Source organism: Anaerolineales bacterium, from assembly GCA_015075725.1.
Taxonomy (GTDB): Bacteria; Chloroflexota; Anaerolineae; order Anaerolineales; family Villigracilaceae; genus Villigracilis.
Map to the genome: position 1 here is coordinate 3,673,452 of JABTTV010000001.1, position 12,152 is coordinate 3,685,603.

Genomic DNA, 12,152 nt, shown 5'->3' on the forward strand with positions numbered 1-12,152 from the left:
GGCTTCGCCCTCGCAATGACATTTGAAACAAGGAGACATAATGAAAATCGTTCGAACTCTCAACAACTTCAGGCTGGCTTTCTTTTCGATTGCGTATGGTTTAAGCGGCGCATTGATCGGCGGGACGTTGAACCGCATTATGATCGCAGAACTGGCATTGCCTGCCACGCTGGTGGCGTTCTTCTTTGCCATTCCGCTATTGATCTCGCCGGTGCGTGTGTGGCTTGGCTATCGCTCCGACGGTTACCCCATTTTCGGTAAACGCCGCGAGCCGTATATCGTTTTTGGCGCGTTGGTGATCGGCTTGGGAATTATCGCTTCGGCAAATGTTGCGACGCAGTCCGCGCAGTTGGGCGGTATGTTGGTCTTGAGCGGCGTGCTCTCTTTCATGCTCTACGGGCTGGGGCGCAACCTCGCACACAACACCTATCAGGCGTTGGTCTCTGACCGTTACGAGGGGACGCATCGCACGCGCGCCATCACCATGTATGAAGTGGCAACCCTGCTCGGTGCGGTAATGGGCGCTGGGTTCATCGGCAAAGCGTTGGAAGTGTATGAACCCGCCCGCCTCATCAGCGTGGCAACGGGTGTAGCAACGGTCATCTTTGTGCTGGCTTCCTTGGCTGCCATCGGGCAGGAACCGAAAAGTTCCGTGGTACAAACGGCTTCTGAACAGGCGCGCAAGATGCCGTTCAAGCAGGTCTTCAAAGAGTTGGTGTGGGCAGACCCGCAAGTGCGGACTCTGTTCACGCTGGTCATTTTCACATTCGTCGGCACATTGGCGCAGGATGCCCTGCTCGAACCTTATGGCGCATTGGTGCTTGGAATGAGCGTGGGCGACACCACCCGCCTGACCATGTACTGGGGCTTTGGCGTGCTCGCTTCGATGCTCGCCTCAGGCTTGTTCCTGATCAAGTGGCTGGGATTCATGAAGTTGATGCGCGCCGGCATCATCGCCAGCATTCTGGTATTTGTCGGCTTGATCGTCACCGGCATGATGGACAACGTTGGTATCTTCAAAAGCCTGGTCTTCGTGATGGGGCTTGGCACAGGGTTGGCGGGCGCAGGCATGTTAAGCGGAATCATCTCTTTCACGACGCCGATCCGCGCCGGGATGTTGATGGGCGTGTTTGGCGTGGCGAATATGGTTGGTCATGCCTTTGGTAACCTGCTCGGCGGCGCAATTGTAGACAGCGTCCGCATTGCGACGGGAAACGCTTTTGCCGCCTACTCCTCCCTTTTCGGTATGGAAGCGATCATGCTTGGTATTGCATTGTATCTTTCCACACGGCTCAACCCGAGCGCCTCGCGCGCCCACACCGAAGAAACCGAAGTCCTCGCGGCAGCCGCTGCAGCGGATTAGCATGTAGATAAAAAAGCGACGGCCGCCTTAATCAAAGGTGACCGTCGCTTTTGATTTACAACGGTACGGTAAAGAAGAATGAACTCCCCTGCCCTGCTTTACTCTCGAACCAGGTCTCGCCATCATGCAGATCGATGATGTGCTCGACGATCTTCAGTCCAAGCGCAAAGCCGAGGCGCGGGTCTCTTCTATCTTCCAGGATGGTCTCGAACGGCTCAAAGACCTTTTCCTGGTCCTCTTCGGCGATGCCAATCCCTGTATCTTGTACCTCGAACAGGATGCGATCCGCTTCCTTCTCCACACAGACAGTGACCGTGCCCTTGTCCGTAAATTTGACGGCATTGTGAATGTAGTGCATCAGTGCTTGTGAAAGACGTGCCGGATCGCCTTCGATGGTTGGCAGATCTTCGGGGATATCCTCTTCCATTTCAATGCCGCCTTTGTGTTCGGCAAGTTGATCTGCCATCATTAGCACGCCTTCCATCATGGCATGGATATCCACTTCCTGGAGGTCAAGTTCCATGCGGTCTGTGACGGTTTCAGCGTAATCCTGAAAATCGCTTACCTGCACCACCAAAGGCATGAGGACCGCTTTGATGTGTTCGATGGGCGAATCGGGAATATCGATATAATCCTCCAGTTCTTCGATGCGGTAGAGCTCGTTCACTTTTTCCTGAACGTCGGCAAGTCCCTGACGCAGGTGAGAGGAAAATTTATAGAGAAATTCTTTTTGGATGTCGGTCATGGTATTACTCCTGAATTCCCATCTCTTGAATTTACCAGGGGGCCTCTTGCAAATTTACTGCCGCCGCAATGAGCAGGAAAATGATTTGATTTTTGCATGAAGTCCGGTAATAATAATTCCATCTAGAAAAAGCGGACATCTTCCAATGTCCGCAACTGTCAGGCAATCACCGGGCTGGGTATTTCCTTTTTCAATGCCGAGAACACGAACCGTATCAAGAATGATGTGGACAATACGATCAGCCATACATACAGAAAGATACTCCGGGGAAAATTCTCAAATCCGCCAAAACGATATACCGCATAAACGATCCCGGCGACAAGCGCATTCCCGACGGTTACGCTTACCAACAAAACCCGTGCCCACTGGAAGAGGGGCTTTTCAAGCAGCGTGCGGCGGCATGAACCAATGATCAGAGATGCCGCAGGCAGGATGATAAAGGTCAGCCAGATCACCAACCGTTCCATTTCCCGATACCCCTGGTAATCGCGCCACAAGGGAAACCGCACTTTGAAAATGAAAAACGCCGTAAGCAGGACGACCGCCAGATCGAAAAGCAAGACACGGATGGTAATGGTCTGGAGGAATCGATTCAACCATTTCCTCAGTCTGAGATCCAGGACGAAATGGGCAAACAAACCGACCATGAGGATCAACGGCAGAAATGTCAGATCAAAGATGTACTGCGGATTCGAAAGACCCAAATTCCACAACGCGCTCTCGTACAGCCAGGATAACGGAACATGCAATATGTAAACTGCATATGCGGTCTCACCCAGGTTAACGGGAATCGGGTGACGAAATACCCGGGAGATGATGGAATTATCGAGCGAAAGGGCGACGATAAAAAGGGTCATGATCGGCGCAAGCAAACCCGTCATGGTCTCCAGGTCATGAGGAAGGGCGGGGTAAATGTCGGAACTGACCACGGTGTATCCCGCAATCAAAATGAGCGAGATCACCATCAGCCCAATCACCATCTTCGGATCGAAACTACCCCCCCGTCCGTGGCGCAAGTACCAGATCGCACCGACCGAGCCAAGTATGAAGGAATTCAGATGAAATAACGGAAAATAAATGATGAAGTCCTTATATTCAGGGTGGTATCCCTTCCAAAGGACGAAATGAATTGCCTGCGTAATGCCCCAGAACGCCATCGCCGTCCATGCAAGTTTACGGGAGGATTGGCGAGCCGCCCAAAGCAGAAAGAATGGAAAGACGGCATAGAAGAAAAACTCGACGGTCATGGACCAGGCAGCGTAATTGAAGGACTGCGCGTATGCTGGAATCCACGCCTGCACGACGAATATATTAGCGAGAAACTTCTGGGGCTTGATGCCGAACAAACCGTCGTAGTAATACAGACAGGTCAGGATGAACGCAATGATGTACAGCGGATAGATGCGCACAAAACGCGCCCGGTAAAACGCGGCGATATCGAGACGTTCGCCCGGCTTGAAATACACGAGCGCCATGACGAAACCGGAAAGCACGTAAAGGAAAGAGACCGCGGTCGGCGCGGAACTGAGAATGGCGGAGAAGGGAAAAAAATCCAAAAATGCCGTGTAATATGTGGCACCGCCATGATACACAACCACCAGGAGGACCATGGCGATCCGAGTGACTGTCAACTGGTCAATTCTTTTCATCGAACCTCAAGAGCATAGTCCATGTATTCTACTAGAAAAAGTTCGGGCGGGTTCACGGCCAGCCCGAACTTTAATATATTTCCCTGGAATCATCAATTCGACAGGAACGACTTCAGACCCTGACCGGTTTTATCAATGCTTCCCCGCCAGCACCTCAAGCCCAATCAAGCAATCTGAGCGACTCAAACGTCCACGGCAAGACAGGTGAGGGTTTGTTCCACCCCGGGAATGGGTTGAATCTGAGACGCTGTAACCTTGCCAAGCGTCGCCACATCCTCGGTCTCGACGACAGCCACCGCATCGTACGGACCGAAGGTCATGTGCGCCTCCTTGACGCTCTTGATGCGGCGAAGATGGCTGACGACATCCTTGACCTCGCCGGCACGGATTTTGATCATGACATAAGCTTTCATGGTTCTGCTCCTTTTTCTAGAGATCCCGTTTGGACCGCAGGAAAACAACCCAATATATGGCGGCAACCAAGACCGCCCCGCCGATGATGTTTCCAATCGTAACAGGAATCAGGTTATTCACAAAGAACGCCTGCCAGGTGAGGGCGTCCAGCCCGGGCACTTTATCAGCGACCCGCTCGATGAATGCCGGGTCGAACATCTTTACCATCAATGCGTAGGGGATAAAGTACATATTGGCAACGCTGTGCTCAAATCCCGCGGCCACGAATGCAGTGATGGGGAAAATTATAGAAATGATCTTGTCCAAGGTGGTACGGGCACTGAACGTGAGCCAGACCGCGAGACAAACCAAACCATTGCAGAGAATGCCAAGCGCGATGGCTTGAAGGAACTCGAGCTGGCATTTGGCAACGCCGATTCTCAAGGCGGCGATCCCGACCGAGTCCGAGCCGAATGTATATTGTTTGGTGAAAAACATCAGGATGACAGTGCCGATCGAACCGATGAAATTTCCCAAATAAACAACCCCCCAGTTCCAGAGAAGCCCCCACGTCGTTACCTTACCGCTCGCCCAAGCCATGACGATAAGGTTATTGCCGGTGAAAAGTTCTGCACCACCCACCACCACAAGAATCAGGCCCAGGCAAAAGACCAGGCCAGCCAGCAGACGGGTCACACCGTAGGGCAACCCGGTGGAAAAAACCTGGCTGCCATCTGCGGCATTGACAGCCATCCCCCCCGCCGATACAGTCGTTGCGAAGATCGCTCCAAGCGCAATAAAAGCTCCAGCCAGAATAGCCAGCATCAACATGGTGAAGGTTGGCATTTCCGCCTTTCGGACACCCAGATACTCAGCCCGAGTAGCCATTTCTGATGGCAACAGCGAATCGATACGGAATTCAGTCATAACTACATTCCTTTCGTTTTTATTGTGATTTTATTCACAATTCAAGTATAACAGAATGGGTTTAATTTGGAGCAGTTTAGTATGTAATGGAAAGCGAGTGATATTACTCCATTGACTTTTTATTTCCGGCTCTGCGGCTGAGAAGGAAGGAAGCCAAACCGGCGGTAACAAGCGCAGCCAGCGTAATGCCGCCAACGACTTTACCCCCAGCCTGCAGGGAGGTCGGGGCGCTGGGAAGAGGAGTCGAGGTTTGAGTCGCGGTTGGCGTCACCGGCCGGGTCGCCGTCGAAGTCGGTATCCCGAGAGTCACTGTAACGGGAATACTGGTCGGAGTCGGGGTTTCAGTGGATGCGCGGCGAACGAGGAGTTTTTGCCCTTCAAAAATCTCATCACTCGACAGGCTGTTCAAAAGTTTGAGTTCTGCGATGGTCGTGTTATAGGCGATCGCAATACTCCACAGAGCTTCATCTTTTTGCACAATGTGATAGATCTCGCCGCCTGGAAGAGGGGTGTTCGGCATGACCGTACCGGGCATCACAGTAAGGGATCCTACCTCCGGTGAAACGGTAGTGACAACAACCTTATCACCAGACCCGGCAACCAGAACAAAATATGTCACACCATTGGCGGCGGCAATGCCAGCGCCCGCATCTTTATATTCCGGAGAAAGCAAAACGCGAGAATTATTGGCATCTGCCTGCCAAATTGCGATCACATCGTCCTCTGAAAGCCCGGTACCGGAATGTATCGCTTCGGCGAACAATCCACCCGCCGCCAGCTCGCCCCCCACCGGGTATCCCGAAGCGATCGCCCGCTCGAACGGACGGAGACCGTTTTGATCGAAGTGAGTCAACACGCCGGTTCTGGCAAGATACCCCGCATGTTCCTGTGAAATTTTCATCAGGATGGAATTCGGTGTGTACCCCGGTAATCCCTTCGATTTGCGCAAGGCATTCACCTTATCGATCAAATCGACAGCGCTTTGTTGGAAAGAAAAATCCTGCGGCGTGGCATCCACCCGTTCGGACGGAATCAAGGCAAAGGTCAGAACAAGAAGCGGGGTTATCATCCAGAAGGAAAAATTTTTCATGAAAAAATTATACCGGGCGGGCAAATTGCCCAGGCTGGGTAATTTGTACCTTTTCAAAACGTTCAAGCTGGAGGTAAAATTATATATAATGTATAATCTGTAGGAGTAGTCATGCCAGGTTTCACGCCGGGACGCCGGTATCAACCCCCCTTTATGCCGTTCAAGCGCCAGCCGTTCAAAAAACGCGCGCTGGCCGCCATCGAACTTGCGGTCAAAGGTCCATTATTTGGATGCCGCATGTGTGGAAACTGCCTCCTGCAGGAGACGGCGTTGATCTGCCCGATGGAGTGCCCGAAAGGGCTACGCAATGGTCCCTGTGGCGGCTCGACCCCCGAGAAATGTTATGTCGATGAGTCGCGTCCGTGCATCTGGTACAAGATCTACGAAAGGTCGTTCAAGCTGGGGCGTGAGGCACTGCTGCTCGAAGTTCTGCCGCCGATGGATTGGAGCAAAACCGGGACGGATGCCTGGAGCGATGTGTTCGAACAGGCTGGCAAGGTGGGGATAAAGAACATTGTCACGGGTCTGACTTCAGGGGAAGCCGGTGCAGTGACCCGGACACTTGATTCCATCTTCAAACCTGTGCGCCAACCCGATTGGTGGCAAGGCGACGCGGAATATCACGCGCCGAAATATACCGCGCCCGCCTCAGAACTCGAACGCAGACTAAAAGCAGGTGAATTCGTCGTTGCGGCAGAAGTCACCCCTCCCCTATCGATCAACACGGATAAACTCAAACAAAACATCGAATTGCTCAAGCCGTATGTGGCTGCGATCAATTTCACTGACAGTGCTTCGGCGATTCCGCGCATATCCTCCTGGGCGTGCAGCAAAATGGCATTAGACCTGGGCGCTGACCCTGTCATGCAGATCACCGGGCGAGATCATACACGGGTCAATTTACAATCAAGCGTGATGGGCGCATCTGTATTGGGCGTGCGCAACGTGCTCTGTCTGACCGGGGACAGCATGGTTCTGGGACCAGGTCCGCAGGGGCGCATGGATATCGTGGACCTTGACGGGATCCAGATGCTGTGGATCCTGCGCCGGATGCGGGACGAAGCGAAGTATCTAGACGGGCGCGAGATTCAAACCCCGCCCAAGTACTTCCTGGGCGCGGCGGCATCGCCCTTCGCTTCGAATATGAAATTTCAGGCACTGCGCGAACAGAAGAAGGTCAATGCCGGGGCGCAGTTCTTCCAGACCAACGTGGTCTTCGATGCGGATGCGTTGGATGAATGGCTGAACGAGATCGCCAAGCGGGACATTCTCGACAAGGTCTACATCATGATCGGAATCACGCCGCTCAAGAGTTACAAGACCGCCGTGTACATGGACAAGAAAATACCCGGCGTGTTCGTGCCGGAGAAAATCCTCAAGCGCATGGAAAAGGCAAAAGAAAAAGGGAATGAAAAGGATGAAGGCTTACAGATCGCGCTGGAGTTGGTGGAAAAGATCAAGACCAAACAGGGCGTGAACGGAATACACATCATGGCGGTGGGCTGGGAAGAGATCGTGCCGAGAATCGTCGTCGAAGCGGGTTTGGGCAATAAAGTGGGGTCAAACGCGGATAATCGAAAATCAGGTCAATTGGATGAGCTCGTCCCCGGTCAGGTCACGCCAATGACCAGCTTCTAAATTCCCCAACCGAACGGTACCGATCGCAACACGAATTATCCGCAATGCGAACAAGCCAACCGCCGCTGTCATGTGACGGATCTGTCGCTTTTTGCCCTCGCTCAATTTCACTTCAAGCCAGTGAGTCGGTCCGTGCGGGGTGACAGGCCTGGGTCTGGCTGGCAGGATTGGGTCAGCGATGAGGCGGAAGGAGGCGGGACGGGTGAAATGCCCTTTGATCTGGATCCCACTGGAGAGCTGGTTCAACTTTTCGGGAGTCGGCTCCCCCTCCACCATCACCAGATACGTCTTCTCCAGATGATGTTTCGGGTCGGTCAGGCGTTTTATCAAGGCGCCATCATCGGTAAGCAGCAACAATCCCTCGCTGTCGCGATCCAACCGCCCTGCCGCGTAAATGCCCGGAATGTTTATAAAATCCTTCAGAGTGGGATGCCCCGTCCCTTCATCGGTGAACTGCGAGAGCACACCGTAAGGTTTGTTGAAGATGATATAACGCATGGCAGGCGCAATGATACTTCATGCCTGCCATGCCATGGATTAAAACTCAAGATCTATCTTCGATATCCTGGCTTGTGAGCTGCCCGAATATCACTTTGATGATCTGATCCAATTTTTTGGTGACCTGATAACTCCCAAACCCAGCCAGAAAACCCAGCCCAAATACATAGTAACCCGACGCCCGTGAGAACGGGGATTTATCCTTATCGTCTCCATCCTTTTTTGCGTCGTTCGTTCCATTTTCATTGGAATTGGATTCCGGTGTTTCGGTGGGAACGACCGCACTGCCGCCATCGTCGGTGCTTTCTTCCGGTACCACGGTCCCCATTGGCGCGGCTTCAGTACTCACGGATCCGGCTGCCTGCTCCGATGACTGGTCTCCAATCGCGGGGACTCCCACCGTCATCAGACCGGAGGCAACCAGGGCGAAAACAATCGCTCCCAACGCCGCAGAACCGATCTGGCGGAAGATATAATCGCCCGCAAACCGAATATCGAACTTTCCTTTAATCGAGTATTTATAAAGTTTGTTCATCCCGAACAGAATGCCGCCGATCGCCCCGCCAATAAGGGCAAGCATGATCAGAATCAGGGGGTCGGTCTCCTCCACCTTATCGATTTTCAATAACCACTTTATGAAACCGAACTTCAGGGTCGCGACGTCGAAGACCAGCACCCCCCACAAAATCAAGGTAATATTCAGGTAGATGGTCAGAATCGCCTGAACGATCACTGTCAGAGGAGGTTTGTTGATCGATTCCCAGTATCTGGTTTGTTCGTTTTCCGGTTCCACCTCTGCGGTCATATCCGTACCTTTTTTTACGACATTCGGCTTGGTCATGGCTGCCTCCTTCCAATGTAAATTATAGGAAATAAGAACTCAAACTTCAATCACCAATATGAGAAAAAATACGACCAACCCCATCTTCGAAATACGCGTCTGTGAGAATTGCGGCCTGCGATACCCCTTGCAAGTTACACCCTCTGCGGGAGGGCGCTGCCCAACCTGCCTGGGAAAGACCCGCTCCGTCCTGCAAAAGCCCATTCCGGACAGAGAACGCGAATTCGATGGAAGGGGGAAGCGAATCGCTACTCAACGCGCAGTTTTGCTAGACAACATCCGCTCGGCATGGAACGTGGGCTCGATCTTTCGCAGCGCAGACGGTTTCGGCTTCGACCATATCCACCTATGCGGAATCACGCCCACACCGGATAACGAGGCGGTGGTTAAAACCTCGCTCGGCGCCGAAGAAAATATTCAATGGACGTATCACAAAGACGCCGTGGAGCTCGTCATGGAACTAAAAAAGGAGAGTTGGCGGGTGATCGCGTTGGAGGATGAACAGACCGCAAATGAAATAGGGCAAACGCCGCCTGCCGCAGGTGAAAGATCTGTCCTCATTCTCGGCAATGAAGTGACGGGAATCGACCCGGGGTTGATCGCCCTTTCTGACGAAATTCTTTTCATCCCCATGCGCGGAAAGAAGCGCTCTCTGAACGTGGCAATCGCTTTCAGCGTAGCGGCTTACGCACTAAGCAAATAAACATGGAAACGGTTCGATCGCAGCCGGACAACGTAAACTCAAGGCAATATGGGAATGAGCGCCTTGTACCACAGCAGGGCGATCGCCTCGTAACCCGAGCCATCGGGATGAAAACCATCGGGTGAAAGCGTTTCGTCGCTGGTGAAGATCCCGCTGCCATAAAAATCGACTGTCAGGACGCCGTATTCCCCCGACATGCTTGAAATTTCACGGTTATAACGATCGACCTGCAGGGACATCCGCTCGAGTTCCTCTGCGGTGATGGAGGGATAGATCTCATTGCGGGTCTGCGCCGGACGTTTCGACTGGTCGTCCAACTTTGCGACGATCACCTCCGCCCCGGCTTTGCGCAAGTCGGATAAGATCTGGGCAAGGTTCCTGGAAAATCGTTCCAGGTCCGCGTCTTCATTCCCAGATGTCACCCGCGCTTCACCCGCATATAGTTCCCAGAGATCATTTCCGCCAATCCAAACCAGCACCACGGACGGCCTTCCCTGCGATCTGGCAGACTCCACTTCGGAAACCGCGCGCTCCAACTGACCCGAAAAATTCTCATCCCCTCGAATTAAGTCGTCGGACGTCCAGCCGGTTTGCCCAAAGTTGATCACTGTGGAACCGGGACGAATTTGGCTTACCCACTCCAATAGCCGTCCCGGATAGCCACGCCCGATCTCGTCACCGTCTCCCCTGGTGAGGTCGTCGCCGATGGTAATGATGTTGATGGGTCCGGCGGGCAGATCCCGAGGGGAGGAAAAGTCAAAGGTCGGTGTGGCAGGCACAGGGGTGGGCTGAGGCGTACTTTCGGGAGTCGAAGATGCCCTCAGAACAGAAGTCACGATGGGGACCGATCCATCTGCATGAATCTCCTGCCGGCAAGCCGTCACCAAAAACAAAAAGACCAAATAGAGAACATTCATCGACCGGCGAAAGCCCCCCGCCCGAAAATCATGAGCGCCGAATGAAAAGGATTTCATATTGAGGTTACACCAGCAAACAAAGGGCGGGAATTTCCAATCGCTCCGGTAATCGTGAGATATTTCATCGCAACCGCAAGACGGGCATTATACACCGAACATGACGGCGGTCTTTTCCACGGCGATGCCCTTACCGGCGCGGACCGAGTGTTTCTCTGCGGGCATGCGACTTTTCCAGCCGACCTGCGTATGCAACATCAAGGAGAAAAAATGAACGCTCAACGAACAGCTTTACGACGGTCAAAACACGACCGAATCATCGCCGGGGTGTGCGGCGGGCTTGGCGAGTTCTTCGGAATCAGCCCATTCTGGTTCCGCCTTGCCATGTTCATCGCCTTCATTCCGGGAGGCGTGCCGGGAATTTTGATCTACCTCATCGCGATGGTCGTCATCCCGTCGGAGTAATAACCATATCCAACACATGGAAGGAGAACGACATGTCCACTGACGTCAGTTCAAGCGGCGAGAAAAAAGAAAAAACAAAATACCTTTATCGAGGCGGCGGGTCGGATGCGGTGTATGGATTTGGCCTGCTCGGCGCGTGGTATTACTACCTCTCGACAGCAACCTCCCTTGGGATGGGCCTGCTGGGCATCCTGAAAGGAATCATCTGGCCGGCGATGCTGGTATTTGAAGCCCTGAAATTCCTTGGGATGTAAAAAAGCGGCTCGCGCCGCGGATGAGATGAAATTGCGCCTGCGAAGCCGGACTCGCAGGCGCATCCTGTTTTTTATTTCAGCGTGCAGAATCAGCGAACCCGAATCACCTGACCCGGGTAGATAAGATTGACATCCCAAATCTGCGGGTTGAGCTGCTGCAGGGCGTAGACGGTGGTTCCGTACCAGGCTGCGATGCTCCGCATGGTCTGACCGTAGGTGACGGTGTGATAGGCGGGCGCGGCGGGCACGTAGATCACCTGACCGGCATAGATCAGGCTGGCGCTCCAGATATTCGGATTGGCGGCAAGCAAGTCGTTGACGGTGACCCCATGCGCGGCTGCGATCTTCGCAAGGGTATCGCCCCACTGGACGACATATGTCCCGGAATAGGAATATGAATAGGTCACCGGTGTATAGGAGTACGAAGACCCGGTCGGGATGTAAAGGACCTGCCCGGCATACACCCACCAGCCCAAGCCCGGGTTCGCGGCGCGGATTGCTTCGACGGTGGTGCCGCAATAAGCGGCGATCCCGCTCAGGGTATCTCCCCATTGGACGGTGACATAGGAACTACAATACCAGGCGGAGGCGGGCCGGGTAAAACCAAGAGCAGCAACAAGGACGGCAAGCAGAAGGAATATTTGAATTCTTCGTTTCTGGGTCATACAATCT

Annotated in this window: 14 protein-coding genes; 5 read left to right on the forward strand and 9 right to left on the reverse strand. The window is 53.3% G+C overall.

Annotated features, from left to right (window positions below):
* Positions 1–40: 40 nt before the first annotated feature.
* Entirely contained in the window at positions 41–1,363 is a 1,323-nt protein-coding gene (locus HS100_17645; protein MBE7435744.1) for a BCD family MFS transporter, read from the forward strand.
* Positions 1,364–1,418: 55 nt separating this feature from the next.
* On the opposite strand, the gene HS100_17650 is transcribed toward HS100_17645, so the two are convergent.
* From HS100_17650 to HS100_17670, 5 genes are all read right to left on the reverse strand, one after another.
* A complete protein-coding gene (locus HS100_17650) occupies positions 1,419–2,108 on the reverse strand; it encodes a HAMP domain-containing histidine kinase (protein MBE7435745.1) in 690 nt (229 codons plus the stop codon).
* 158 nt (positions 2,109–2,266) lie between these two features.
* Positions 2,267–3,757, reverse strand: a complete 1,491-nt coding sequence (locus HS100_17655; GenBank protein MBE7435746.1) for an acyltransferase family protein — start codon at positions 3,755–3,757, stop codon at positions 2,267–2,269.
* Between the two features lie 182 nt (positions 3,758–3,939).
* Positions 3,940–4,170 (reverse strand): Lrp/AsnC ligand binding domain-containing protein, encoded by a 231-nt coding sequence (locus HS100_17660; protein MBE7435747.1) that lies wholly within the window; start codon positions 4,168–4,170, stop codon positions 3,940–3,942.
* 16 nt (positions 4,171–4,186) lie between these two features.
* The gene (locus HS100_17665; protein ID MBE7435748.1) at positions 4,187–5,077 is read right to left on the reverse strand and encodes a formate/nitrite transporter family protein; all 891 of its coding nucleotides are present in this window, start codon (positions 5,075–5,077) and stop codon (positions 4,187–4,189) included.
* A 103-nt stretch (positions 5,078–5,180) separates the two neighbouring features.
* Positions 5,181–6,167 (reverse strand): LysM peptidoglycan-binding domain-containing protein, encoded by a 987-nt coding sequence (locus tag HS100_17670; protein ID MBE7435749.1) that lies wholly within the window; start codon positions 6,165–6,167, stop codon positions 5,181–5,183.
* A 111-nt stretch (positions 6,168–6,278) separates the two neighbouring features.
* On the opposite strand from HS100_17670, the gene HS100_17675 reads away from it, so the two are divergent.
* Positions 6,279–7,805, forward strand: a complete 1,527-nt coding sequence (locus tag HS100_17675) for a methylenetetrahydrofolate reductase C-terminal domain-containing protein (protein ID MBE7435750.1) — start codon at positions 6,279–6,281, stop codon at positions 7,803–7,805.
* Here HS100_17675 and HS100_17680 read toward each other — a convergent pair.
* Both HS100_17680 and HS100_17685 read right to left on the reverse strand, forming a co-directional pair.
* A complete protein-coding gene (locus HS100_17680; GenBank protein MBE7435751.1) occupies positions 7,749–8,303 on the reverse strand; it encodes a pseudouridine synthase in 555 nt (184 codons plus the stop codon). The genes HS100_17675 and HS100_17680 overlap by 57 nt on opposite strands.
* A gap of 46 nt (positions 8,304–8,349) precedes the next feature.
* On the reverse strand, positions 8,350–9,144 hold the full coding sequence (locus HS100_17685; GenBank protein ID MBE7435752.1) for a hypothetical protein: 795 nt from the start codon (positions 9,142–9,144) through the stop codon (positions 8,350–8,352).
* A 58-nt stretch (positions 9,145–9,202) separates the two neighbouring features.
* Here HS100_17685 and HS100_17690 point away from each other — a divergent pair, with 58 nt between their 5' ends.
* Positions 9,203–9,847 (forward strand): RNA methyltransferase, encoded by a 645-nt coding sequence (locus HS100_17690; protein ID MBE7435753.1) that lies wholly within the window; start codon positions 9,203–9,205, stop codon positions 9,845–9,847.
* 38 nt (positions 9,848–9,885) lie between these two features.
* Here HS100_17690 and HS100_17695 read toward each other — a convergent pair whose 3' ends face one another.
* The gene (locus HS100_17695; GenBank protein ID MBE7435754.1) at positions 9,886–10,821 is read right to left on the reverse strand and encodes a hypothetical protein; all 936 of its coding nucleotides are present in this window, start codon (positions 10,819–10,821) and stop codon (positions 9,886–9,888) included.
* Between the two features lie 210 nt (positions 10,822–11,031).
* Between HS100_17695 and HS100_17700 the strand changes: the two genes are divergently transcribed.
* Positions 11,032–11,226: a PspC domain-containing protein gene (locus HS100_17700; protein ID MBE7435755.1), complete on the forward strand. Its 195-nt coding sequence runs from the start codon at positions 11,032–11,034 to the stop codon at positions 11,224–11,226.
* Positions 11,227–11,258: 32 nt separating this feature from the next.
* Entirely contained in the window at positions 11,259–11,480 is a 222-nt protein-coding gene (locus HS100_17705) for a hypothetical protein (protein MBE7435756.1), read from the forward strand.
* An 89-nt stretch (positions 11,481–11,569) separates the two neighbouring features.
* Here the strand turns inward: HS100_17705 and HS100_17710 are convergent, their stop codons facing one another.
* Positions 11,570–12,145, reverse strand: a complete 576-nt coding sequence (locus tag HS100_17710) for a LysM peptidoglycan-binding domain-containing protein (GenBank protein ID MBE7435757.1) — start codon at positions 12,143–12,145, stop codon at positions 11,570–11,572.
* Positions 12,146–12,152: the final 7 nt, after the last annotated feature.